Annotated in this window: 26 protein-coding genes; 9 read left to right on the top strand and 17 right to left on the bottom strand. The window is 35.0% G+C overall.

What is annotated here, in order from left to right:
• Positions 1 to 3: 3 nt before the first annotated feature.
• The 5 genes from ACHRV3_RS07615 (at position 4) to murI (ending at position 6,461) form a co-directional block, all read left to right on the top strand.
• Positions 4 to 744 carry an isoprenyl transferase gene (locus tag ACHRV3_RS07615; RefSeq protein WP_047773166.1) on the top strand — a complete coding sequence of 247 codons (741 nt, stop codon included), beginning with the start codon at positions 4 to 6 and terminating at the stop codon, positions 742 to 744.
• A complete protein-coding gene (gene bamA / locus ACHRV3_RS07610; RefSeq protein ID WP_047773164.1) occupies positions 677 to 3,448 on the top strand; it encodes an outer membrane protein assembly factor BamA in 2,772 nt (923 codons plus the stop codon). The genes ACHRV3_RS07615 and bamA overlap by 68 nt, the downstream gene beginning before the upstream one ends.
• Before the next feature lie 42 nt (positions 3,449 to 3,490).
• A complete protein-coding gene (locus ACHRV3_RS07605) occupies positions 3,491 to 4,504 on the top strand; it encodes an OmpH family outer membrane protein (RefSeq protein ID WP_395433844.1) in 1,014 nt (337 codons plus the stop codon).
• A gap of 14 nt (positions 4,505 to 4,518) precedes the next feature.
• Positions 4,519 to 5,022 (top strand): OmpH family outer membrane protein, encoded by a 504-nt coding sequence (locus tag ACHRV3_RS07600; protein ID WP_205625349.1) that lies wholly within the window; start codon positions 4,519 to 4,521, stop codon positions 5,020 to 5,022.
• Between the two features lie 662 nt (positions 5,023 to 5,684).
• On the top strand, positions 5,685 to 6,461 hold the full coding sequence (gene murI / locus ACHRV3_RS07595) for a glutamate racemase (RefSeq protein ID WP_395433843.1): 777 nt from the start codon (positions 5,685 to 5,687) through the stop codon (positions 6,459 to 6,461).
• Between the two features lie 19 nt (positions 6,462 to 6,480).
• Here murI and ACHRV3_RS07590 read toward each other — a convergent pair whose 3' ends face one another.
• Positions 6,481 to 6,999 carry a gamma carbonic anhydrase family protein gene (locus tag ACHRV3_RS07590; protein ID WP_047773157.1) on the bottom strand — a complete coding sequence of 173 codons (519 nt, stop codon included), beginning with the start codon at positions 6,997 to 6,999 and terminating at the stop codon, positions 6,481 to 6,483.
• Between the two features lie 11 nt (positions 7,000 to 7,010).
• Positions 7,011 to 8,000: a type IX secretion system membrane protein PorP/SprF gene (locus ACHRV3_RS07585; protein WP_395433842.1), complete on the bottom strand. Its 990-nt coding sequence runs from the start codon at positions 7,998 to 8,000 to the stop codon at positions 7,011 to 7,013.
• Between the two features lie 143 nt (positions 8,001 to 8,143).
• Here ACHRV3_RS07585 and ACHRV3_RS07580 point away from each other — a divergent pair, with 143 nt between their 5' ends.
• The 3 genes from ACHRV3_RS07580 to ACHRV3_RS07570 all read left to right on the top strand — a co-directional run bounded on the left by ACHRV3_RS07580 (position 8,144) and on the right by ACHRV3_RS07570 (position 10,510).
• A complete protein-coding gene (locus ACHRV3_RS07580) occupies positions 8,144 to 9,043 on the top strand; it encodes a NifU family protein (RefSeq protein ID WP_047773154.1) in 900 nt (299 codons plus the stop codon).
• A gap of 154 nt (positions 9,044 to 9,197) precedes the next feature.
• Positions 9,198 to 9,605 carry a hypothetical protein gene (locus tag ACHRV3_RS07575; protein ID WP_047773152.1) on the top strand — a complete coding sequence of 136 codons (408 nt, stop codon included), beginning with the start codon at positions 9,198 to 9,200 and terminating at the stop codon, positions 9,603 to 9,605.
• A 92-nt stretch (positions 9,606 to 9,697) separates the two neighbouring features.
• Positions 9,698 to 10,510 (top strand): mechanosensitive ion channel family protein, encoded by an 813-nt coding sequence (locus ACHRV3_RS07570; RefSeq protein ID WP_047773150.1) that lies wholly within the window; start codon positions 9,698 to 9,700, stop codon positions 10,508 to 10,510.
• A 10-nt stretch (positions 10,511 to 10,520) separates the two neighbouring features.
• Here the strand turns inward: ACHRV3_RS07570 and tsaB are convergent, their stop codons facing one another.
• The 7 genes from tsaB to ACHRV3_RS07535 all read right to left on the bottom strand — a co-directional run bounded on the left by tsaB (position 10,521) and on the right by ACHRV3_RS07535 (position 18,420).
• Positions 10,521 to 11,192, bottom strand: a complete 672-nt coding sequence (tsaB, locus tag ACHRV3_RS07565) for a tRNA (adenosine(37)-N6)-threonylcarbamoyltransferase complex dimerization subunit type 1 TsaB (protein ID WP_395433841.1) — start codon at positions 11,190 to 11,192, stop codon at positions 10,521 to 10,523.
• A 35-nt stretch (positions 11,193 to 11,227) separates the two neighbouring features.
• Entirely contained in the window at positions 11,228 to 12,520 is a 1,293-nt protein-coding gene (locus ACHRV3_RS07560) for an efflux RND transporter periplasmic adaptor subunit (RefSeq protein ID WP_395433840.1), read from the bottom strand.
• Between the two features lie 6 nt (positions 12,521 to 12,526).
• The gene (locus tag ACHRV3_RS07555) at positions 12,527 to 13,978 is read right to left on the bottom strand and encodes a TolC family protein (protein WP_047773145.1); all 1,452 of its coding nucleotides are present in this window, start codon (positions 13,976 to 13,978) and stop codon (positions 12,527 to 12,529) included.
• A gap of 79 nt (positions 13,979 to 14,057) precedes the next feature.
• Positions 14,058 to 15,173, bottom strand: coding sequence for an efflux RND transporter periplasmic adaptor subunit (locus ACHRV3_RS07550; RefSeq protein WP_047773143.1), 1,116 nt, complete (start codon positions 15,171 to 15,173; stop codon positions 14,058 to 14,060).
• A 40-nt stretch (positions 15,174 to 15,213) separates the two neighbouring features.
• Positions 15,214 to 16,479 carry an ABC transporter permease gene (locus ACHRV3_RS07545; protein WP_395433839.1) on the bottom strand — a complete coding sequence of 422 codons (1,266 nt, stop codon included), beginning with the start codon at positions 16,477 to 16,479 and terminating at the stop codon, positions 15,214 to 15,216.
• Between the two features lie 2 nt (positions 16,480 to 16,481).
• On the bottom strand, positions 16,482 to 17,726 hold the full coding sequence (locus ACHRV3_RS07540; RefSeq protein WP_047773141.1) for an ABC transporter permease: 1,245 nt from the start codon (positions 17,724 to 17,726) through the stop codon (positions 16,482 to 16,484).
• Positions 17,719 to 18,420: an ABC transporter ATP-binding protein gene (locus tag ACHRV3_RS07535; protein WP_047773140.1), complete on the bottom strand. Its 702-nt coding sequence runs from the start codon at positions 18,418 to 18,420 to the stop codon at positions 17,719 to 17,721. Before ACHRV3_RS07535 ends, ACHRV3_RS07540 begins: the two co-directional genes overlap by 8 nt.
• A 174-nt stretch (positions 18,421 to 18,594) precedes the next feature.
• On the opposite strand from ACHRV3_RS07535, the gene ACHRV3_RS07530 reads away from it, so the two are divergent.
• Complete coding sequence (locus tag ACHRV3_RS07530; protein WP_395433838.1) at positions 18,595 to 20,001, top strand: DUF4403 family protein; 1,407 nt, start codon at positions 18,595 to 18,597, stop codon at positions 19,999 to 20,001.
• Positions 20,002 to 20,323: 322 nt separating this feature from the next.
• Here ACHRV3_RS07530 and ACHRV3_RS07525 read toward each other — a convergent pair whose 3' ends face one another.
• The 8 genes from ACHRV3_RS07525 to cyoE form a co-directional block, all read right to left on the bottom strand.
• The gene (locus ACHRV3_RS07525; RefSeq protein ID WP_395433836.1) at positions 20,324 to 20,593 is read right to left on the bottom strand and encodes a hypothetical protein; all 270 of its coding nucleotides are present in this window, start codon (positions 20,591 to 20,593) and stop codon (positions 20,324 to 20,326) included.
• Complete coding sequence (locus ACHRV3_RS07520; protein WP_047773135.1) at positions 20,583 to 21,125, bottom strand: DUF420 domain-containing protein; 543 nt, start codon at positions 21,123 to 21,125, stop codon at positions 20,583 to 20,585. Before ACHRV3_RS07520 ends, ACHRV3_RS07525 begins: the two co-directional genes overlap by 11 nt.
• A 2-nt stretch (positions 21,126 to 21,127) precedes the next feature.
• Complete coding sequence (locus ACHRV3_RS07515) at positions 21,128 to 21,817, bottom strand: SCO family protein (protein ID WP_395433835.1); 690 nt, start codon at positions 21,815 to 21,817, stop codon at positions 21,128 to 21,130.
• 12 nt (positions 21,818 to 21,829) lie between these two features.
• Positions 21,830 to 22,471, bottom strand: a complete 642-nt coding sequence (locus ACHRV3_RS07510) for a hypothetical protein (protein ID WP_395433834.1) — start codon at positions 22,469 to 22,471, stop codon at positions 21,830 to 21,832.
• A gap of 78 nt (positions 22,472 to 22,549) precedes the next feature.
• Positions 22,550 to 22,900: a cytochrome C oxidase subunit IV family protein gene (locus ACHRV3_RS07505; RefSeq protein WP_047773130.1), complete on the bottom strand. Its 351-nt coding sequence runs from the start codon at positions 22,898 to 22,900 to the stop codon at positions 22,550 to 22,552.
• 18 nt (positions 22,901 to 22,918) lie between these two features.
• Positions 22,919 to 23,905, bottom strand: coding sequence for a cytochrome c oxidase subunit 3 (locus ACHRV3_RS07500; RefSeq protein ID WP_047773128.1), 987 nt, complete (start codon positions 23,903 to 23,905; stop codon positions 22,919 to 22,921).
• A gap of 42 nt (positions 23,906 to 23,947) precedes the next feature.
• Positions 23,948 to 24,535: a cytochrome c oxidase subunit 3 gene (locus ACHRV3_RS07495; protein ID WP_047773126.1), complete on the bottom strand. Its 588-nt coding sequence runs from the start codon at positions 24,533 to 24,535 to the stop codon at positions 23,948 to 23,950.
• Between the two features lie 2 nt (positions 24,536 to 24,537).
• A complete protein-coding gene (gene cyoE, locus ACHRV3_RS07490; protein ID WP_047773125.1) occupies positions 24,538 to 25,440 on the bottom strand; it encodes a heme o synthase in 903 nt (300 codons plus the stop codon).
• Positions 25,441 to 25,461: the final 21 nt, after the last annotated feature.

The following is a 25,461-nucleotide window of genomic DNA, read 5'->3' as shown; positions in this document are numbered from 1 at the left end:
ACAATGAACTTACTAGACTCTATAGATCAAACAAACTTACCACAACATCTGGCCATTATTATGGACGGAAATGGGCGTTGGGCAAAACAACAAGGCTTCTTAAGAGCATTTGGTCACGAAAACGGAACAAAGTCTGTAAAAAAAACAATTACTACTTGTGCTACACTTGGCATTAAGTATTTAACCTTATATGCTTTTTCAACAGAAAACTGGAATCGTCCAAAACTCGAAGTGGAAGCTTTAATGAAAATTCTAATCAATTCTTTAAAAAAAGAGCTTGGTACTTTGCAGGAAAATAACATTAAACTTAATGCTATTGGAAACCTTGATAAGTTACCAAAAAGTGCTCAAAAAGAACTTTTAGATGTAATTGATAAGACAAAAAACAACACCCGCCTTACTCTTACTCTGGCCTTAAGTTACGGATCACGAGAAGAATTGGTAAATACCGTTAGAATCATCAGTGATAAAGTTAAAAATAATATAATTTCAATAGACGCTATTGACGATTCAATTATAAATGAGCATCTTTACACGCAAAATTTACCTGACGTAGATTTATTAATACGAACAAGTGGAGAACATAGAATAAGTAATTTTTTGCTATGGCAAATCGCCTATGCAGAATTATATTTTACTAATGTCTTGTGGCCAGACTTTAAAGATCAAGATTTATATGAGGCTATTATTAGTTATCAAAAAAGAGAACGTAGATTTGGAAAAACCAGTGAACAAATTAAATAATTTTTTAGTGTTACAAAAAAGAATACAACTAGTCCTTACCCTGATTCTAATGGGTAGTTTTTCACAAATAAAAGCACAAGAAAGAGTTCCTTTTGATCAAGGAAAAAAGTACATTCTTGCTAAAGTCTCTGTCGTTGGTAAAATAAGCTTCAATGAACAAACAGTGGTTACTTTCTCTGGCCTTCAAAAAGGACAGGAAATAACGGTACCCGGAGAAGAAATCAGTGGCGCAATTAAAAAATTGGGCAAACTGGGACTTTTTGACGAAATTTCGTTTTATGTAAATAAAATCGAACAAGACAGTATCTATTTAGACCTGAATATTATTGAGCTTCCTAAGCTTAATGAGGTCAAATTTGTTGGTATCAAAAAGAATAAAGTAGAAGGTTTAATTAAAGATAACAATTTAACTAAAAACAAAATTGTTAATGAAAACCTTATTACCACTACCAAAAATTACATCGAAAACAAGTATAAAAAAGACGGTTTTTACACCACCAAAGTCACTATTACTACTACTCCCGATACCACTGCAGGAAATCAGGTAAATATGGTTGTGCGGGTAGATAAAGGCGACAAAGTAAAAATCAGCAGTATCGATTTTGAAGGGAACACCCAACTTAGCGATACTAAACTGAGAGCCGCTATGAAAGACACTAAACAAAAAAATGTCTTCCGCATTCTTAAATCTTCAAAATTTATACCTGAAAAATACAAGACCGACTTAGAAAAAGTTATTTCTACCTATAAAGAAAAAGGATACCGTGATGCACGTATTATTTATGACTCTGTTGCTTACAACAAAGAGAAAAATATGCTTGCCATCAAAATTAAAATGGAAGAAGGAAATAAATATTACTTCGGAAATATTAAGTTTTTAGGAAATACAGTTTATCCTGACCACCTTTTGAATCGCTACTTAGGGATCAAAAAAGGAGAAACATATAACGGTGTTTTACTTGAAAAAAGGATCGCAGACAAAACAAAACCGGATGCAGAAGACATTACCAATTTGTACCAAAACAATGGATATTTGTTTTCAAACATTAATGCTGTAGAGGTAAAAACTGCTAATGATACAATCGATTTTGAGATCAGAATTACAGAAGGTCCAATCGCTTATTTTAATAAAATTACAGTTGTTGGAAACGACAAAACAAATGATCATGTTATTTACCGCGAGTTAAGAACTAAGCCAGGTGAAAAATACAGTAAAGAACAATTAGTAAGAACGATTCGTGAAATTGGACAATTAGGATTTTTTGATCCTGAGGCGATAGATCCAAAATTCAAGAATGTAGACGCAGGTGCCGGAACAGTAGACATCGAATACCATGTTGTTGAAAAAGGATCAAGCCAGGTTGAACTTCAAGGAGGTTATGGTGGAGGTGGTTTCATTGGAACCTTAGGACTTTCTTTTAATAATTTCTCAGCCAGAAATTTATTCAAGAAAGACTCTTACAAACCTTTACCAATGGGAGACGGGCAAAAAGTATCACTTCGTTTACAAGGAAGTACTTATTTCCAAACGTATAGTTTATCGTTCTCAGAACCATGGTTCGGTGGAAAAAAACCAGTACAGTTTAGTTCTTCTATCTCTTACAGTAAACAATTCTTAAACAATTTTGTGACAAGAGATGTAGATAAGAGCAAAAGTTTTAACATCTTAACGTTACAAGTTGGTCTTGCTAAAAGACTTACAGTGCCGGATGACTACTTCGTATTGTCACAATCTGTAAGTTACCAACACTATGACCTGAACAATTATAACACAGGATTGTTTACCTTTGGTAACGGAGCGTCAAGAAACCTTGCGTATACAATTGGAATTTCAAGAAGTAATAAAGGGGTCAATCCTATATTCCCAACTTATGGTTCGGAGTTTAGTATTTCTGCAAAAGTTACACCACCTTACTCTATGTTCAATGGTATTGATTATGGTGATCTGGGGAATCAAAAAGAATACAAAACACAATATACAGGAACATCTGGAAACGGAATAGATGGTAAACCTCTAAATACTGGTGATTACGTTAAGACTGAAGTAGTAAATGGAAATACTGGATTATCTAGTGTAGGTACAAATTACCAAAATGCAGATACTGACATTGCAAAAGTCGATCAGAAGAAATACAACTGGTTAGAATATTATAAAATTAAATTTAAAGCAGACTGGTATACTAAAGTGTACGGTAAATTAGTTTTAAGAACATTAACAGAATTTGGTTTCTTGGGTGCTTATAATCAAGAACGAGGTGTAGTACCTTTCGAACGTTTTTACATGGGAGGAGATGGAATGGCCAACTACTCTATGGACGGTAGAGAGACTATTGGATTAAGAGGATATAAAAACAATACGTTGACACCGATTATTGAAGATCCTAAAGATCCTAGATATGGACAGCAAATTGGAGCAACGATTTACAATAAGTTCTCTATGGAGCTTCGTTATCCAGTAACCTTAAAACCATCGGCCTCAATTTATGTTTTAACATTTATAGAAGCTGGAGCTGCTTATCCAACGTTTAAAGCTTACAACCCGTTCGATTTATATCGTTCTGCAGGTCTTGGTGTTCGTGTATTTATGCCGGCGTTTGGACTATTAGGTTTTGACTTCGGGTATGGTTTCGATGCTGCACCGGGAGCAATTAATAACAGACCAAATGGTTGGGAACCACACTTTATTATTGGTCAGCAATTTTAAGAAGATTATATTTGGTTAAAAATTTTCAAATAAAGTAATGTTATGAGAAGACAATTTTTATTTATATTTTTAGCCTTGATTGTAGCAAATACAAGTCAGGCACAGACAAGATCGACAAGGATTGGCTACATAGATATGGAGTATATCTTAGAAAATGTCTCTGATTATAAAGAAGCAAATGCACAATTAGAGCTAAAAGCTCAAAAATGGAAACAAGAAATTGAGACCAAAAAAACGGACATCAATAATCTCAAAGAAAGTCTTAAAGCTGAAAAAGCATTATTGACTAAAGAGCTTATCGATGAAAGAGAAACAGAGATTAAATTTCTGGAAACAGAAATGCTGGATTACCAGCAAAAGCAATTTGGAGCTGACGGAAATTTAATCCGACATAAAGCGGCTTTAGCAAAACCAATTCAGGATCAGGTTTTCACAGCCGTTCAGGATATTGCCGAAGCTAAAAATTATGATTTTGTTTTTGACAAGTCTTCTGATTTAACAATGCTTTTTAGCAATAAAAAGTTTGATATTAGCGATCAGGTTATCCGTATCTTAAACCGAACCGATAAGCGTGAACAATTGACTAAAAAACAATTGAAAGAACAAGAGAAAAAAGAAAATCTTGAAAACGCTATCGATGAGAATCCTGCCATGAAAGACAGACAAAAAGTTCTGGATGACCGAAAAGCAGCAAGAGAGAAATTAATTTTAGATCGAAAACTAGAGCAGGAAGCTAAAAAGAAAGAATACGAAGACAGAAGAAAAGCATTATTAGAAGAAAGAGAGGCCAGAAAAAATGGCACGGTTTCTGAACCAGCAAAAACAGACGCTACTAAAACAAGTCCGTCTACTGATAAACCTGCTGCCACGACAGAGCAAAAAACAACAACAGCTCAGCCAGCGGCAACAGAAAATAAAGCAGAAGAAAGACAAAAACTTTACGAGCAGCGTAAAAAAGAATTAGAAGAAAGAAAGAAGAAAATTTTAGAAGAAAGAGAAGCGGCCAAAAAAGCAAAAGAAGCCGCAGCACAGAAAACAAATACGACCAATAATTAATTAATATTTTAAAAATGATGAAACAAATCAAAACTTTACTAATCGCTGCTATGCTAATATTAGGAGCAAGTAACACAATGAACGCACAAGCTAAGGTAGCCCATGTTGATGTTAGCGAGATTATGTCGAAAATGCCTGCAATGCTTGACGCACAAAACCAACTACAAAAATTAAGTGGTACATATGATGCTGAATACAAAAAAATGGTTGACGAATATCAAGTAAAAATCAAAAAGTATGAGGCTGAAGCTGCTACAGTAACAGAAGCTGTAAACGGTGAGCGTTCTAAAGAAGTTCAAGACATGCAAAAAAGAATTGTTGATTACAGAGACAATGCACAAAAAGAACTACAACAAAAAGAAACTGATATCGTAAAACCATTAATGGAAAAAGTAAGAGCTTCTATTCAAAAAGTTGGAAAAGCTAAAGGTTTCCAATACGTATTAGACGGTTCTACTCTTTTATTAGCTGACGGTCCAAACGTTACAGCTGACGTTAAAAAAGACTTAGGATTCTAAGAAACACTTTCTTATTATAAAAAAACGGCTCTGCTTTTTAAGTTGGAGCCGTTTTTTATTTTAGAGCAATGACCACAAGGGTTAAATTCCAAGTTTTTGAAATTCCAAATTCCAAACCTAAAAGTTATGGATAAGTCAAAGCTTTGCTCGTCTATGTCATTTCGAAGAATGAGAAATCACATTAGCTGCTCCGTTTCTATTTTCCACAATTTTGTCATACTGAGGAACGAAGTATCTTCTCAAGTAATTCCGTAAAGTGAAGCTCAACGGTATCGATTCAGCAGACGTAGATCCTTCGTCCCTCAGGATGACAAACTGTACGAGGTTTCTATTTTTCTCAATTTTGTCATACTGAGGTACGAAGTATCTTCACAAGTAATTCCGTAAAGTAAAGCCCAACGGTATCGATTCAGTAAACGAAGATCCTTCGTTCCTCAGGATGACAAACTGTACGGAGTTTCTACTGTGATTTCTCGACTTCGCTCGAAATGACAAACCTCAACATACATTTTACAGATTTCAGAGCACATTTACTACAAGTTTCTACCTTCAGAATCGTTTTAACCAAACCACATCCATCACACCTTTTTATTCTTCCTTAAATCTTATTTTTATTTAAAATCCAGATTGTAGAGAAACGCAGAAATATGTAACTTTGCTTTATGACGAATAATAATCCTATAGGTGTTTTTGATTCCGGTATCGGAGGAACTTCCATTTGGAGTGCCATTCATGAACTACTTCCGAATGAAAGAACCATTTACTTAGCCGACAGTAAAAATGCGCCCTACGGTCAAAAAACCAAGGAAGAGATTGTGGCACTAAGCAAAAAAAATGTTGATTTTTTAATCGAAAACAATTGCAAACTAATTGTGGTTGCCTGCAATACCGCTACTACAAATGCTATTCGTGAACTTCGTGCAAGCTACAACATTCCTTTTATTGGAATTGAACCTGCTATAAAACCTGCCGCTACGAATTCGAAAACACAGGTTATTGGGATCCTCGCTACTCAAGGCACTCTCAACAGTGAGTTGTTTAACAAAACTGCCGAAATGTTTCAGAACACGACCATCATTGAACAAGTAGGTCATGGACTCGTTCAGCTTATTGAAGAGGGTAATCTTAATTCGCCAGAAATGACGCAATTATTAGAAACTTATCTGCAACCTATGATCGAGGCCAATATTGATTATTTGGTTTTAGGATGCAGTCATTATCCGTACTTAATTCCACAGATCAAAAAAATCCTGCCGGAACACATTCAGATCATAGATTCAGGAGAGGCTGTGGCACGTCAGACTCAAAATGTATTACGCGAAAAAGTGGGCTTTACAGCTGCAGAAAAAAGCGAACCTGTCTTTTATGTCAATTCAAATCCATCGGTTTTAAAATCGATCTTAAACGACAAATACGAGGTTATACAAAAGGATTTTTAAGAACAAATCCTTTTGTAAATTATTCTTCGTCTTTAAACCAACCGGAATACATAACATAATTGTTCGAAATGCGTTCGATTTCGCCGGCAAAATCAGACTGATCGATCTCTTTTACCTTTCTCGCCGGAACACCTGCGTAAATGCTTCCTGAAGTCACCACCGTATTTTGCGTTAAAACAGCACCGGCTGCTACTATAGAGTTGCTTTCGATCACACAATTATCCATAACGATAGCGCCCATTCCGATTAACACATTGTCATGAACCGTGCAGCCATGAACAATTGCATTATGACCGATTGAAACATTATTACCTATAATAGTCGGATGCTTTTGATAGGTGCAATGAATAACGGCCCCGTCCTGAATATTAACTTTATTTCCGATTTTAATATAGTGAACATCACCGCGAATAACAGCATTGAACCAAACGCTGCAGGAATCTCCAAAAGTAACATCTCCGACAATAGTTGCATTTTCGGCTACATAACAATCCTCAGGAATTGCCGGTGATTTTCCGTTTACAGATTTAATTAACATAAAAAAGATTTTTAATTAATAGCAGGACAATTACAATCGTAACGTTCCTTTTTACAAAACAAATTGATTCCCAAAGTAATCTGGTGGTAACCACCAGTATCAAATTTCACATTACCGGTGACTTGAGAATAAGTATAGGCAAACATGAAATTTTTATAATTTATACCTATTATAGGTGTAATATATTGTAATTTCTGAGAAGCGACTCCACTTCCCGGGCTATATTCAGCTCCATCAAAACTTCTTCTATAAGACAATGCCGCCCACAAACTTCCAAAATCCATGTTTTTGTAAGCTTTTAAATTTAAATCAATTGATTTTTCCTTGGTCTTGTCAAAGTATTGAAATAAAACAGAAGGTTCCCAGGTTACACTCTCTTTCTTGCCAAAAACATATCCTACACTAAGCAGCAACTTTCTCAGGTTATCACTTTCAAGATCACTGTACAATTGTCTTCTGGTCTCCAATAATCCCTGAACAGTAGCATGAGCATAAAAATTCAGATAGTTATAAGAAGCCCCTACATCAACATTAAAATAAGAATCTTTTTGCACAGAACCGAAAATAAGCGGGTCAAAAGTTGTTCCGAATTGTGTTTCATCCAACTGATTCTGAATCACTCCCCCACTAATTCCAAAAGAAAGCTGATTCAAATCGATTTCGTCTCTGGAGAACATGATATGATGTGCATACGTAAGCTTAAAACCTTTTTGAGAATGATATCCATTTTTATCATTAAAAACAATAATCCCGGCTCCGGATCGCTCTCCTATCCTGCCATTAAAACTTAATGTTTGCAAGGATGGGGCATCTTCCTGGCCAAACCATTGTTTTCTGGCGGTAAGTCTGATTTTAGCACAATTTGCCGCGCCAGCCATCGAAGGGTGGATTAAATAATAATTATCAGACAAGTAATCTGAATATACGGGGATTCCTTCTTGTGAATAAGAATAAAGAGAGGTAATCAAAAAAACAAATAATACTCTGATTCTAAATTCCATAAAGGCAACTTTGCTTAGATATACTTACAACTCTTCGCATTTTATACGATTAATTTGAAAAGAGTCTTAATTATTTTATTAAAAAACCAAATATAGGTATTAGTAGAAAATAACTTTACTAAATTTGCAAAAAAATAAAGCTCATGACAAAAATCACTATAAAAGAAACTCAAAATCCAACGATCTTAAAGTTCGAATTTGAAGATTTCATCACTCAGAATCAAAACTTTGAATTCAAAAATATCGATGACGCACAATCTTCGCCATTGGCGCAGCAATTGTTCTATCTTCCGTTTGTAAAAACAGTTTATATCTCAGGGAATTTTATTGCTATTGAAAGATACAGTATTGTAGAATGGGATGATGTAAAAGACGCTGTTGCAGAACAAATCGAGTCTTTTGTAGACAAAGGTGGTGTGATCATAAAAATTGAGGAAAGCAGTGCTAAAAAACAGCCTATTACGGTTTATGGCGAAACAACTCCAAATCCTGCGGCATTAAAATTCGTAGTTAGCAGAATGCTGACCCGAAATGCTGTTGAATACAAAAACATTGACCAGACTGCTTCTTCGCCATTGGCAAAGGAATTGTTTAAATTTCCTTATGTTAAAGAAGTTTTTATTGATGAAAACTATATTTCGGTAACTAAATATGACATCAATGACTGGCAGGAAATCACACTTGAAGTACGAACTTTCATCAAACAGTTTATTGAAAACGGAGGAACCGTTTTAGATGAAACATTAATCGAAGTGGCTACTAAAAACGACATCACTAAAGATGAAGCTTTTGACAAATTAGATGTTACTTCTCAGCAAATCATTAATATCCTGGAAGAATACGTAAAACCTGCAGTAGCAGCTGATGGTGGTAATATTGCGTTTGACTCTTATAATGAAAATGACAAAACGGTAAAAGTAATTTTACAAGGAGCCTGCAGTGGTTGTCCTTCCTCTACTTTTACATTAAAAAGCGGTATCGAAAATATGCTAAAAAGCATGTTAAACGATGAAGCGATTAAAGTAGAAGCTGTAAACGCATAAAACAAAAAAGCATAAAAACAGAAGCGCCTTTATCGAGGCGCTTTTTTTATTTCACCCTATCTCTCTAATTTTCAGTAAATTATTTCAATTATAATACTATAAATTCTGTAGAAATAATTAATATTGTAATATAAACCAATCAAAATCAGAAACTATGGGATTATCTTCGTTTTTCAAGAATTTATTTGGCACCGCCAAAGAATCAGCTACAGATTTGGCCAATCAGGCAGAAAGTACTTTTGAACAGGCTAAAGAAGCTGCTGCACCCTATATAGACCAAGCAGAGACTTTTGCTGAAGAAACGCTGGCCAAAGCCAAAGAAGCTTCGGAACCGCTACTTAATACTGCTGCCGAATATGCCAGTCAGGCCAAAGAAACAGTGAGCGAATACGTTGAAAAAGCTTCTGACTCTATAGGTGAAGTCATTGATTCTGTAAAAGAAAAAGCAGGTGAACTAACCGGAGAAACCAAAACCGCTATCTCAGATACTGTAGCCGATGTTAATGAAAAAACCGTAATTGCCAAAGATGAGATTGCTGATGAGGCTACAGACAAGGAATAAAAAGCCACATCTTTTCTTATAAAAATAAATATCTTTATATTTGCACCACTAATATACCTTCTCTATTGAGAAGGTTTTTTTATTCTTATAATATGTACATCAATTCAGATCAGATTAGTAATTACGCCAGCAAATTCGTGGACGTATTACTTGATTATTCGCCAAAATTCATTTCGGCATTTGTAATTTTATTTATCGGCTTATACGCCATAAGATTAATAAACCGAATCATTAGAAAGATAATGGTTAAGAGAAATCTAGACCCTACCTTAACTAAATTTCTTGCTGACATTCTACTATGGGCTTTACGAATTTTATTATTTGTAACTTTTATTTCAAAACTTGGAATTGAAACTTCTTCGTTTGTTGCCATTTTAGGAGCAATGGGGCTTGCAGTTGGTTTATCCTTACAAGGCTCCCTTTCGAATTTTGCAGGAGGAATGTTGATTATTGTTTTCAAACCTTTTAAAGTTGGAGATACTATTGAAGCACAAGGTGTTATCGCAACTGTAGTTGAAATTCAGATTTTCGTTACTAAGATGTTAACTGCCAACAACCAAACGGTTTTTGTTCCTAACGGTTCATTGTCTAACGGAACGATCATTAACTACTCCATGCAGGGAGAAAGAAGAGCTGATTTAACATTTGCTGTTTCTTATGATTCAGACATTAAAAAAGCGAAAGAAGTGCTTTTAGAGGTTTTAACTAAAAACCCTAACGTCCTTAAAAATCCTGCTCCTGAAGTTTTCGTTAAAAACCTAACAACAAGTGCCATCGAATTTTCGGTACGTCCGTGGGCAAAGAATGAAAATTATGGTGTTGTTTTCTCTCAAACTCTGGAAAATTGCAAAACCGCTTTAGATGAAGCCGGAATTGCAATTCAACCGTACACCATTCAAAAATAAAAAGTACTTCTTATTTTTTTGATGGCGTAGTCATCATAAAATCTTTTAAGTAATAAGGTTCAAAGTAAGCGACATCTACGGTGTCGCTTTTTTGATACTTATCAAAACTGATTTTACTCATTGCCGCTGCCGAAGGGTATTTGATATTCTCTAAAAAGATAAAATTATCTCTTGTCAGAACTGTTTTGCCTTTTTCGGCACAATCTCCAACAAAATAGATCGTCTCACTGATGTCTCCAAAAGAATTTTCGTCTATAACTTCTGCCTGAATTGCTCTTTCAACTTCTAATTTAGCATTAAAAATCTCGCTGTACACTTCCATTCTTCTTGCGTCAAGCATTGGGATAATTTTTCCCTCTGTAACCTGAGCCTGAGAAGCCAAAGTCAATAAGGTATCAACCGCAATCAATGGAACGTTTAATGCGTAACACAAGCCTTTTGCAGCCGAAACCCCAATTCGTAAACCGGTATAAGAACCCGGTCCTTGACTTACCGCTACTGCAGTTAAATCTTGAACAGAAATGCCCGCTTCGGCAATTACTTCTTCGATGAAAACATGTAATTTTTCGGCATGGGAATATCCTTCTTCTGCGATTTCTTTACATAAAATTGTTTCACCATTTTTTGCAATTGCTACAGAACAATTTTTGGTAGCGGTTTCAATATTGAGAATAAAAGACAATGTATTTTTTTTTAAGTTGAATTATTTAACCTGAATTATTTCTTAGAAGTATCTGCTTTTTTAAGCTTCACTTTATCTCCGGAATTTAAATCTTTAGAAACCGTAGTATAAGGCCCCGTAATGACAACATCCCCTGGTTTCAGTCCCGATATTACTTCGATATTCGTATCGTCCTGAATACCTGTTTTGATGATTCTGATTTTGGCCTTATCGCCCGATTTCACAAAAACGCATTCAAATTTCTTATCGCTTTTTGGAGCTGCTTTTTTATCTTCATTAGGATCTTCTACTGTAAAATCCTTTACAGCTGCGGTATCCGATTTGACCACAACAGCACTAATTGGCACTGCTAAAACATTATTCCTCGTCTGTGTACTAATATCAACCGTAGCGGTCATCCCTGGTCTAAAAGGAGAATAGGTGGACGGTTTACCTTCTAATAAATCCTGATAAGATTCTTTTAAAATGCGAACTTTAACTTTAAAATTAGTAACCTGATCTGAAGTCAAAGCAGTACTTGCTGAGTTAGAAATACTCGTCACAACTCCTGTGAATTTCTTTTTCAGATAAGCATCCACTTCAACATTGGCTTCATCACCAATTTTTATCTTTACGATATCATTTTCATTTACATCTACTTCAACCTCCATATTATTGAGGTTCGCCACTCTTAACAACTCTGTTCCTGCCATTTGTTGTGTTCCTAAAACACGTTCTCCCAATTCTACATTTAATACGGAAATGGTTCCATCAGCCGGAGCATAAATAGTAGTACGTCCCAAATTATCCTTTGCCTCAGTTACAGAAGCCGAAGCACTTTGCACGTTATAATAAGCATTTTGTTTGGTGGCTTTCGCTACTTCAAAAGAAGCGACCGCTTTGTCCCAATCTGATTTTGAAATTACGCCTTTATCATACAAGGTTTTATTTCTCTCATAATTTGATTTAGCTTCTTTAAAACTAGCATCAGATTGTGTTAAACCTGCTTTAGATCCCGCTAAGTTAGCCACGGAACGATCTAATCCCGAAGTATATAAATCCGGATTTATTTTAACAAGCAAATCTCCTTTTTTAACAACTTGCCCTTCTTTTACATTTAATGCAATGATTTCTCCCGAGACCATTGAAGCTATTTTCACTTCAATTTCGGGTTGAATTTTACCTGTAGCCGAAACCGTTTCAACAACTGTTGAAGCTACTACTTTTGAAATCTCTACCTCTTTTCCTTTATCCTTATTTCCCAGTACACCCGATTTTGAAAGAAAAACCAAAACTGCGATAACAACCATCGCACCGCCGACTAAGAAATAAATTGTTTTTTTTGACATACTAAATTATTTTGTGATAATTGGGACAATTGGAATTCCGAAATAAAACTCAATTATTTTGATCTTAAACATGTAATCGTATTTAGTCCTGATAACATCTGATTGCGCATTGGTCAACAAGGTTTGAGACTGTGTAAAATCAAATGAATTCATTAAACCTACGTCATATTTTTCTTTTGCATAATTATAAGCTTGTTGTCTTGCTTCTAAAGTTACATTAGATGATTCATACGCATTTAAAGCCCCTTTTGCATCTGTAAAGGCAGTATAAACATTACGCTGCAAATCTAAACTTTTTTGCTCTAAATCTATTTTAGATTTCTCTAAACTTACTTTATTACGTTCTACATTATTTCTAACGGAGAAGCCATTAAAAATCGGCACAGAAAGCTGAAGCCCGAATGACTGTCCTTTATTATCACTAAATTGATCCACAATCGGAGCTGCGTTTCCTAAAACCGGAGTATAGTTATCCTTTAAAACACTTTGATTTGTTCCCTGAACATAACCAATCTGACTTGTAGGATTATCTAAATTAGGAGTTGCACCTACAGGAATTTGCGAATAACTTGCTCTTGTATTAAAGTTATAAAAAGCACTTAATGTAGGTTGGTAAGCACCTCTTGCAATTGCAACATTTTTTTCAGCAATTTCAAGATTAGTCTGTGCTAATTTTAATTCTGTTCTGATTTCTTTTGCTTTATTATAAATATCAGTTGGACTTTGTGCCATGATATTATTTTCATCTTTCGCATTGGTATCATCAATAACATCAAATTCTGTAAATTCCTTAAGCTGTAAAAGTTGTGCTAAACTTAATTTAGAAATCAATAAACTATTTTCGGCAATAATAATATTTTGCTTATCTGTAGCAACTGTAGCCATTAAGTCAAACAAATCACCACGAGGAATTGTTCCCGCATTTACCATTTCTTCAGAGCGGGTAAGTCTTTTTTCATCTATAGACAGTTGCTCTGTTTTTACCTTTAGATTTTCTTTATTAAAAAGAATCTGCAGAAAAGCATTGGCAACATTCAATCCAATATCTTCCTGCATTTTTACTAATTGATACTTTGAAGCAACAATAGAAAGATTCGCTTTTCGAAGTGTATTTTGATTCTGTAAACCTTTGTAAATATCTACTCCTACTGAAGCACCAACAGAAGAATATTGTGTGGTCTGATTTTCAAGCAAACCGGTTGTGATATTCTGATTCAAACCAATATTCCAGGAATGTGAAGCATTGGCACTAACGGAAGGCAGAAAGTTACCGATCGCCCCTCTTTTATCAATAGCTGCGTTTTTAATATCTAATTCTGTATTTTTAATTGTGATATTATTTTCCATTGCGTATCTCACGCATTCTTCTAAAGTCCATTTTTTTGTTTGCGCCTGACCTGATAATCCAAATCCAAGAAGCATTGTAAAAACAAGAGTGTTGTATTTATTTATTTTCATATATTTTGAATGATAGTATAGCATCAATACTACACAAATTTAACTTATTTTAAAAGCAAAAAACCTACAAATTTTTAAATTATTTCTTCTCCCCCTCTGTTATCAGGCCCTGATTCCAGATTTTAATATTGTCTGTACTCTTAATACCACTCTTAATTTGAACATAAATCCCATCACTTACCCCCAAAACTAAATCTTTTCTTTTAAACTTTTGAGGCGTTGTCTCAATCTCTACATAAGGTTTTTGTGTTTTTTTATCAAATTGAACTAATGATTCTTTAATGGCAAGTACTTTCTCTGCTTTTTCTAAAATGATAGACGCATTTGCACTCAAACCGGCTCTGATAAAAGTTTTTTCTTTATTAGGTAATGATGCTTTAATTTCAAATTGAATTGCTCCATTCTCCACTACTCCTTTTGGCGCTATATCCGTTAAAACAGCTTCAAACTTTTTGTTTTCAATCGCTCCGACTGTAATTTCAATCGCCAAATTTTCTTTTATTTTTCCTACCTCAGATTCGTCAATTTTTCCAATAAAGATCATTCTTCCAACATCGGCAACACTTGCAATTGTAGTTCCTTCATTAAAGTTATTACTTTCAATAACCTGATTCCCCACTTTCACGGGAACAGCCAGAACCATTCCGTTTACCGTAGAACGAATTAGCGTATTAGCATAATTCCCCAAAGAAGTTGTTGTTCCTGTTTTTACAATATCTAAACTTTGTTTGGCTGCCAGATAAGTTTGTTTGGCTTGTGTGTAAGCCAATTGTGCAGCATCAAAATCGTTTGCCGAAATAACATCTTTATCGAATAACGTTTTTTGTCTTTTAAAGATTTTCTCCTGATTGTCTAAAGCAATTTTAGCCGTTTGTACCTGATTTTGTGTACTGCTTACATTAGACACATTGGCTACTACTCTAATTTTCGCAATCATATCACCAGCCTTGATTTTTTCTCCTGCTTTGATATACACTTCTTCGATAATACCCGAAATATTTGGTTTGATTAACACCTCTTCATTCGGTTGAATATTACCTGTCGCTATGGTATTTTTTACAATCGTTTTAATTTCTGCTTTCTCCGTTTTGAAGACGATAGGTGACTCCTGATTTTTAGCGTACAAGTAATATAGTGCGCCAAAGAAAACTACAGCAATAAAAATTAAAATAGTTACCGTTACTCCTTTTTTCATTTTGTTTTTGGTTTAATCGATTATTTTTTTGATTGATAATTTATTCTGCTCGTAAAGCATCTACAGGCTTTACATTGATTGCGGTCTGCGCCGGAATAAATCCTGCCAGCAAACCCGATCCAACTAATATTAATAATGCTACAAACACTACTCCTAAATCTACGCTTGGACTGGCAAACATGGTATTACTATCAGGTGGCATAGAATCTAAAACCAGGTTCAGAATTGCTATAATTCCGGTTGCTACTGCTATCCCTAACATGCCCGAGATAATAGTTAAAAAGATAGACTCTGATAAAATTTGCCCCCTGATGGCTGCCGGTGTTGCTCCTAAGGCTCTTCGGATTCCAATTTCTTTTGTACGTTCTTTTACTACAATAAGCATAATATTAGAAATACCAATTACCCCTGATATTAAAACTAAGGTTCCCACAAAATAAGCAATGATTTTTAGAATGTCAAACAAACTTTGCACCTTCTTAAATTGTTCGTACAAGTCAAAATTCCCCACCGCCCTGTCATCTGTAGGATTTACCGAATGCAGTGCTCTGATCAATTCTAAAATTTTTGGTTTTAAATCTGTAATCGACACCTCGTCTCTTGCCGTAAGCGCCATCCAGCCCACTTTATCTCCAAAATTAAAAGCTTGTTGAAAAGTCGTAAACGGAACAAAAATATTTTTCTGTTCCTGTTCTGCATTCCCTCCCTGTTGTTTGGATTTATAAACGCCAATTACCATAAAATTGATTCCGTTTATTTTTACGTAACTCCCAATCGCTTCTTCTTCTTTTCCGTACAGTTCCGTGATCACGCCTTTACCAATAACCGCGACTTTTCTTCTTTCGGCAATATCCTGCTGATTTACAAAACGACCTTTTATAATATCCATCGGTTGTTGCTTGATCAACTCCGGATAATCGCCATAAACCGTAAAAGAGGACGTTTTGGTACCACGAACGACATTATTGGTTCCGTTAAAATCACCCAACTGATTTCTTGGTGAAACATATAACAAATCCGGAAACGCCTGTTTTAACGCCATAACATCGCTGTTTCTGAAATCGTAACGACGGGTTTTAGGCAAACCTTTATAGGCTTTTGAGGTCGTCTGACTCCACATAAACATAGTGTTGGTCGCAATTCCGTCAAAACCTTTTTTAACTCCGTTTTCTAAACCATTTCCTGCCGCTAACAGTATTACAAGAATAAATATCCCCCAAAACACCCCAAATGCTGTAAGCACTGTCCTAAAGACATTGGCTGTTAAGGCCTGTAAAATTTCATCCCAATTATCTTTTTTAAACATAATTATTCGTCTCTAAGTGCTACAATAGGTTTAATTTTGGCGGCTCTGTATGCTGGAAAAAAGCCGGCCATTGCTCCTGCAAATACCAGTAAAACCAACGTGGTTAAGGCCACCGTAAAATCAACTTGAGGATTTTGAAAATATTCACTTTGAACCATTGGCCCAACAAATTCCAACAATAATAAACTTGCCAGTAAACCAACAAAACCTGCTATTGTAGTAATAAAAATAGACTCGTGAAGGATCATCGAAATAATAGAAAACGGTGACGCTCCCAATGCTTTTCTGATTCCAATTTCTTTTGTTCGTTCTTTTACAATGATCAACATAATATTACTTACCCCCACAACTCCGGCAACAATGGTACAGATACCTACCCACCAAAAGAACAATCTGATGTACAGATTTAAATCATAAACTTGTTTGGCATCTTCAACTGTATTATTCACTCCTATTGCACTATCATCATCAGGTGCAATAATATTTTTACTTTTTAATAATTGCTTTAAATCCTCTGTAAACTTTCTTGATTGTGCCAAAGCTTGATCATAATCATCTGTCTTTTTTAAAGTAAAAAACAAATTACTAATTTTATCTCCTCCTCCAAAAGCTCTTTGCACAGTGGTTAATGGCAGATAAGCTCTTGTTTCCTCTCTTTCGCCAGCAGGATCCGTAAAGACCCCTACTACTTTAAAATTAATGTTACTTATTGAAATCTCCTCCCCAAGCGCTTCTTTTCCTTTAAACAAATCCGTTTTAACCTTCATTCCAATAACAGCAACTTTTTCATTTTTAGCAAGATCTCTACTATTTATAAATCGCCCTTCTACAACAGTAACATTTTCTATGTCACCATAATCCGGATCAACCCCTCTATATTGATAAGCCCCCGATTCTTTTCCATATGAAATAACTGCTCCCCAAAAATTAAAGGTTGACGCTCTTTTATCTAATTTGTCTTCAAATTTCTGAATGGATTGCGAGTAATCACTATTTCTAAACTGTATCTGTCTTCCGGGATTTAAACCCTTATACTCTTTTGTTGTTGTATTACTCCAAACTTCAATAATCCCCGCAGCGTCGCGTTCAAATTGTTTTTCAATTCCATTCTGAAGCCCTTTTCCTGCTCCAAGTAAAATCACCAAAATAAAAATTCCTGAAGCCACAGAAATTCCGGTAAGAAAGGTTCTCAACTTGTTTTTGGAAATGGCTTCAAATATTTCGTGCCAACGTTCAATATTAAACATAAGATGTAGCTCTAACTTGTTCTACCATTTTATCGTCGATAATTAATCCGTCTTTCAGGACCACATTTCTTTTGCACATTGCGGCAATGTCGGGCTCATGGGTTACAATCAGGATCGTTTTGCCCTCATCGTTAATTCCCTGAATAAGTTCCATTACTTCATACGAAGTTTTGGTATCTAAAGCACCGGTTGGCTCATCTGCCAACAGCACTTTTGGGTTTGAGGCTAGCGCTCGTGCAATAGCCACACGTTGTTTCTGACCTCCGGAAAGTTCACTTGGCAAGTGATGCGAGTGCGTCCCTAAACCTACTTTTTCCAGATATTTCATTGCAATATCATAACGTTCTTTTCTTTTTACTCCCTGATAATACAAGGGCATAGCAACGTTATCAAGTGCCGTTTTATAATTGATCAAATTGAAAGATTGAAAAACAAATCCTAAAAATTTATTCCGATATTTTGAAGCTATCGTTTCGTTCAGTTTTTTTATTGGTGTTTTATCTAAAATATAACTGCCCGAATCTGCCTCATCTAAAATTCCTAAAATATTAAGAAGTGTCGACTTTCCAGAACCCGAGGATCCCATGATAGCAACCAATTCGCCTTCTGCAATATTAAAATTAATTCCTTTTAACACATGTAACTCTGAACTTCCCATCTTATAGGACTTGTGCAAATCTTTGATTTCAATCATGGTATTGTTAAATTTTAAAACAATAATAACATTTTTATTAAGTCAGTTGTGGTAAGAAAACGTTAATAATTCTGCCTTACTATTTCAATAAGACTCCATTTCTTATCAATTGTTACACTTTTTTAAGATAATATAATTGTTTTCTTAATTTTGCATTACTAAAAAATCACACTGATGAAGTTTCTTTCTGCTCTTTCCCTATTCACGGTACTTAATGTACTTGTTGGATGCTCTTCCACTCAAAAATTAGAAACTTTAAAACCGGAGCCGGATGACGCCAGCCCTTTGGTTTATGAAAGCAATCCATCGTTTATAAACTTACCCATTACGGTAAAACTTCGGGATATAGAAAACCAGACGAATACTATTTTGAATGGTTTAATTTATGAGGATACCAACATAGAAGACGATGATATCGAAATGAAAATCTGGAAACTGGCTCCCATTAAAATTCAAAATGATCCTGCAAATCCCGATAAAAAAATAAAAACTATCCTGCCTCTAAAAGCAACTGTTAAATACAGAATCGGCACCAAGAAATTAGGCGTTGAACTTTACGACATTCGCGAATTTAACCTCAATGGTGTAATCACCTTGTCAAGCGAAGTAGCTTTAACCAATTGGAAACTAAACACTAAAACGGAGTTCAAATCCCTGGATTGGAACGAAAGTCCTACCATGCTGGTTTTTGGAAAAAGCCTGCCGATTACCTATTTAATTAATCCGGCAATCTCTATTTTTAAATCTAAAATTGAAAAAAGCATAGATGAGGCAATCGAAAAATCTATGGATTTTAAACCTAATGTTTTATCTGCTTTGGAAAAGATCTGTACTCCTTTTCAAATGAGTGACACCTACGAAAGCTGGTTGCGCATTGTTCCGATCGAAGTGTATGCTACCAATGCAAAACTTAAAAATGATCAGTTTTTATTGGACATGGGAATGAAGTGTAATATGGAAACCATCGTTGGTAAACAACCGGAATCAAAATTTAATGCCAATAAGATTGTTTTAAAACCTGTCGCTAAAATTCCAAATCAAATTTCGGCCAATATTGCTGCTATTTCAACTTATACCGATGCTTCTAAAATCATGACCAAAAATTTTGCAGGTCAGGAATTTGGATCGGGAAGCAAAAAAATTACGGTAAAAAATGTAGCGATTTGGCATAAAAACGATAAAATGGTGATTGCGCTGGATGTCCTTGGATCTATTAACGGAACTATTTATCTAAACGGATTTCCACAATACAACCCGCAAACCAAAGAAATTTATTTTGACAAACTGGATTATGTTTTAGATACCAAGAGCAAGCTAATGCGCACTGCAAGCTGGTTGGCTCAAGGATACATTCTAAGAAAAATGGAAGAAAGCTGTCGTTATTCTATTCAACCTAATTTGGATGAGGGTAAAAAAAGCATGGCTGCCTATCTTAAAAACTACTCTCCGATGCCCGGTGTTTTTGTAAATGGAAAAATGGAAGACATTCAATTTGATAAAATACAATTGACCAATCAGGCTATTATCGCTTTTATAAAGATAAACGGTACCGTTAATGTTTCGGTGGATGGATTGAAGTAGATTGAGAAGTGACTGTATTATAGTTGTTTTTTAAGGCAAGGTTCGCAAAGTTTAATTATAGTATTACGACTCCTCTTCAATTTTAGAGCTAATTTTTTTTGCACGCAGATTTAGCAGATTGCACAGATTTTTCACAAGAAACAAATAAAATCAGCCTAATCTGCCAAATCTGCGTGCAAAAAAATCATTGCGAGCTTTGCGTTTTTTCTTTGTGTTTTTCTCACCACAAAGCCCAAAGGATTTACGTAAAGTCCCCAATTTTGAACCTTTGTTCCTTTGCTTCTCTAAACCTTAAAAAAACGATCTCAAAAAAAAAGCCGTCTTATTCAGACAGCTTTGTTTTCTTTTTTGACTTGTACATTTTGTAAATCAGAAAACCAATTATTACGACCAGCAGATAAGGAATTACCATTAGATAAACAATTCCGTCATTTACGGCCTCTGCTTTTTTTATATTTGAATCCCCTGACAAAGCAGCACGACACATGGCGCATTGCGCATTGGCTGAAATTGCGAAAAGGAAAAAACAAACTCCAAAAACAAACGTTTGGAATTTGGAATTCGAGGTTTGAATTTTATTTTTAGTAAACATAATAAGGAGATATCATTAAATAAACCACCACACCCGTCACAGCAACGTACAACCAAAGCGGAAACGTAATTTTTGCAATTTTTTTATGCCTGTCAAATCGTTTTGCCAAGGCTCTCACATAAGTAATTAACACCAACGGTATAATAGCAATAGACAGTAAAATGTGTGTTACCAAAATAAAGAAATACACATAACGTATTACTCCTTCGCCACCAAATTTAGTCGAATCAGAAGTCATGTGATAAGCCACATACATTACTAAAAAGGCAACCGACAATGCAATAGCAAACGTCATTAACCCTTTGTGTAGCTTTTGATTTCCGTTTTTAATAGCGATTACGGCCAAAACTAAAACAATCGCTGTAATACCGTTTGTTGTAGCATAAATTGGAGGCAAAAATGATAAGGGTTCTACATCGTATCCTAAATCTTTTAATTTAACTCCAAACAAAATAGCTACTACTAGCGGAATTATAATAGAAACTGCAATAATTAACTTACTGTACTTTTTTTCTAATGAATTGTCTTCCATTTTTATTCTTCTAATAATATTTTAATATCTTCCTGAATGTCTCTAACGCCTTTTTTGTCCAATCCGTCATAATACAAAATCGGATTCCCGAATTCGTCTTTACGACAACGAATGTTTCCGTCTTTATCAATTAAGGCAAACAAACCGGAATGTTCGAAACCACCATTTACTTTGGCATTTTCACCTGCATACAGATTAAAGCCTTTATTGGACAAATCCATAATTGTTGCTTTATCACCCGTCAGGAAATTCCAATTAGACGATTTTACTCCAAGTAATTTAGCGTGATCTTTCAAAACCTGAGGCGTATCATGACCTGGGTCAATTGTAATAGAAACGATTCCGAAATTAGGATTCCCGAAAAATGTTTTCTCAATTTCCAACATACTCAAATTCATCTTTGGACAGATTGAAGGGCATGTCGTGAAGAAAAACTCCAAAACATATACTTTTCCTTTGTACGATTCGTTTGAGATTTTTTTATCTTCCTGATTGGTCAATTCAAACTTAGGCGCCGGTCCTATTGTAATTAATTTTGCTGCCGATTTTGAATCTTTCAAACCAACATTATCCAGGCGATTTCCTTTAACAATTTCTCCTTTTGTTACCCTGTCCACAATTTTTGGTACAGCGTAAATTCCAAAGATTAAAACAATAAACGAAATTCCGATATATGATTTATTTTTAAACATTATGATTGAAATTTAAAGTTGTTTAGTGGCATTGTGATTCTTTTTAAGAGCGGCACGATATTCATATAAGATAATTTTAAAATCATCTAACATTTCGTTACTCAATTCAGACGGATGAAAAGTATCGTATCCTTCTTTGTAGTCTTTCTTATCTTTTCTGCCTCTCAAATTTCTTTCTTTATCAATGATGTAGACATTAGAAGTCCCTAAGGTATCATCCAGTTTCCCTTTTAAATTGAGTTGCTTGTAAAAGGCTTTGATTTCGTCAGCTGATGCAAAAACAAATTTCCATCCTGACACATCTGTAAAAGGTTTCAGAGCATCTAATACTTTCTGTGCTTCCACTTCGGTACCGGTTGGACAAAGCACCACAAACTGAAGGTCTTCGAAACCGTAGTAGCGTTTGTATATTTTCTCGTTTAAGTTAAAGTAATTACCGCGATTGGCTAAAATATCATCGCCGGAAAAACCTAAAACGGTTATTTTTTTATCGAGCGAAACTTTTTTACCGTCTAAGGATTTCCAATCTCCAAAATCCTTGATTTTTGGCGTTATTACGGGAAGTGTAGTAAAGCTATTTACTCCCGAGGCAAAAAATAAATAGGCGACAATTGGCAAAACAAAAAGCACAAAGAGAACTATATTTTTTTTCATTATTTCAGTAGAAGTTATTGAGGTACAAAAATAAAAAAAGCTCCGTTAAACGGAGCCTCTTTTCGAATTAATATCATGTTAAAAATTCCATTTAATAGTAGAATCTTTAAAAACACCATAAATATAATGTCCTTCTGTAAGTAAAATAAATAATAAATATAAAACCAGGAAAATAACCGGTGATACGACAGACCATCTAAGACTACTTGTTTCACCTTCCATGTGCATAAATGCCCATACAATGTAGTATGCCTTGTATATAGTTAAGATATAAAATATCCAGTTCAATAAATTCAATCCTACAAAATGATTAAACTCTAAAACTCCAGGTTTGTAGATCCCTAAGATTACCTCTACAGTAGTTACCATAGACAATAATAGAAAAACAGACCAGATTCTTTTTGTATTTGATACGTGCTCGTGTGACATAATAATTAAAATCTAAAATTAAACTAAGTAGAAAACTGTAAATACAAATACCCAAACTAAATCGACAAAGTGCCAGTATAAACCAACTTTCTCTACCATTTCATAGCTTTTTCTTTTCTCGTAAGTCCCTAACAATACATTAAAGAAGATAATGATATTGATGATAACTCCAGAAAATACGTGGAATCCGTGGAATCCTGTAATGAAGAAAAAGAAATCAGCAAACAATTTACTTCCGTATTCATTTCTAGTCAGGTTTGCACCCTCTACTACATATTTTGCAGTACTTAAACGAGCTTCAGATTCGGCTCTGTCTAAAACAGTTTTTTTCTTTTTCTCTGTCAATTTTTCTGTTCTCACCAACAATTCAGGGTGTGCTTTAAAACCAGCCTGAACTTCAGCAACAGAATAAGAAGCTACTGTTTCAGTATCTTCCATGAACCAAGAAGTTTTACTTCTGGTCAAAGCTTCTCTTTGCTCCGGTAATTTAACAGCAAAGTCAGCTAAAGCTACTCTTTTACCATCTTTATCAACGAACTGCAACAAACTTCCTCCTGCTGTTTCAACAGCACCATATTCTCCTTTAATGAAGTTTTTCCATTCCCAAGCTTGTGAGCCAACGAAAATAAAACCTCCAATAATAGTTAAGAACATGTAGATTGCAACTTTTGTTTTTTTCAATTGATGACCTGCATCAACCGCTAACACCATAGTTACAGATGAGAAAATCAAAATAAAAGTCATTAAGGCTACATAATACATCGGAGCCGAAACGCCGTGCATAAATGGAAAGTGAGTAAACACTTCATCAGCCAAAGGCCAGGTTTCAATAAATTTAAATCTTGAAAAACCATAAGCAGCAAGGAATCCAGAGAATGTCAAGGCATCTGACACGATGAAAAACCACATCATCATTTTACCATAACTTGCTCCTAATGGCTGGATCTCATGACCGCCTCCCCAAGTTTTTTCGTCGTTATTTGCAGTAGTAACTGTCGCTTTCATAAAAGATATTCGTTAAAAAGTTCCCAAATTTACGTTTTTTTCTTATTTAAAGAAATATAAAAATAAAAATAATAATACCCATAATAAATCCAAAAAGTGCCAATACATCGCACCTAGTTCTATACCAAGAGTTTGAGTCGAATTGTATTTTTGTTTAAAATGATTATAAATTATAATTAAAAGTGAAATCAACCCTCCAGCCAAGTGTAATAAGTGTGTAACGGTAACTACATAAAGAAAAGTTGTAGTAATAGAACTACCCTGTCCTGTAAAATAATAGCCGCTTTCTACAATCTGTCCAAATCCCACAAATTGCAAAACCACAAACAAAACACCCAACGCTAATGTAGCCAAAAGAAAAGCCGTAGTTGCGCTTCTATTGTCCTTTTGAATGGCTTTTTTAGCCAAGTAAAAAGTAACACTACATCCTATAATTACAGCAGTACTAAAGTAAAATGCTGTTGGAAATTCAAAATTCTTCAACCAATCCGGTCTCGATCTGCTCACTACAAATGCACTTGTAAGACCGCCAAACATCATGGTCATACTTGCCATTGCGAACAACAAAATCAGCTTAGCCGACTTTGATTTTCTTTCTTGTTCTTCACTTATTTTCATTGTCATTTCCATAACTATCTTAAAAATTTATCTACTATATATATAATTTGCAATAACGAAATATACGAAACACTAACCAACATTAGTGTTCTTGCTGCCTTTGCAGTTCGCAATTTGTACAATCGTACCGCATAAAACAACATCCATAATCCTAATAAGAAAACCAAAATTGCGGCAACCGGCGAGATAAACAATTGTCCGGTATACCCTAAACATGGCAATAGAGAAGCTATAATCAACCAAACGGTGTACAACATAATTTGCATGGCCGTTCCTTTGTCTTTTCTTCCTGTTGGAAGCATAAAGATTCCTGCTTTTTCATAATCTTCATACAAAAACCATCCAATTGCCCAAAAATGAGGGAATTGCCAGAAAAACTGAATCAAAAACAAGGTTCCGGCTTCTATACCAAATTCTCCGCTGGCTGCAACCCATCCTAACATAAAAGGAATTGCTCCCGGAAAAGCACCAACAAAAACAGACAACGGTGTCACCGTTTTTAAAGGCGTATAGATACTGGTGTATAAAAATATAGAAATAGCCGCAAACATAGCCGATTTTGCATTGATGCTATACAACAACGCAATTCCAACAATGGTTAATAAACTTGCTACAAACAAAGCCATTTTTGGAGACATACGCCCTGAAGGAACGGGACGATTTTTGGTTCGATCCATTAAGGAGTCGATATCTTTTTCGATTACCTGATTGAAAGCGTTTGAAGCTCCAACCATGCAATATCCTCCTATCATCAAAACGATCAGAACACTCCATTTAAAAGGATGTTCGTCATTAACACCTAACAAATACCCCGCAATAGAAGAAAACAAAACACTAATTGCTAAACCAGCTTTAGTGATCTCTTTAAAATCGAGAAACAATGATTTAAATGAAAATGTGTTTTTAGTAGCGTTCAATACGATAATTGTTTTGAATGT

Source organism: Flavobacterium sp. FlaQc-49, from assembly GCF_044005985.1.
Taxonomy (GTDB): domain Bacteria; phylum Bacteroidota; class Bacteroidia; order Flavobacteriales; family Flavobacteriaceae; genus Flavobacterium; species Flavobacterium cupriresistens.
The sequence above is the reverse complement of the archived record's forward strand: the minus strand, read 5'-3'. Positions and strand labels throughout refer to the sequence as shown.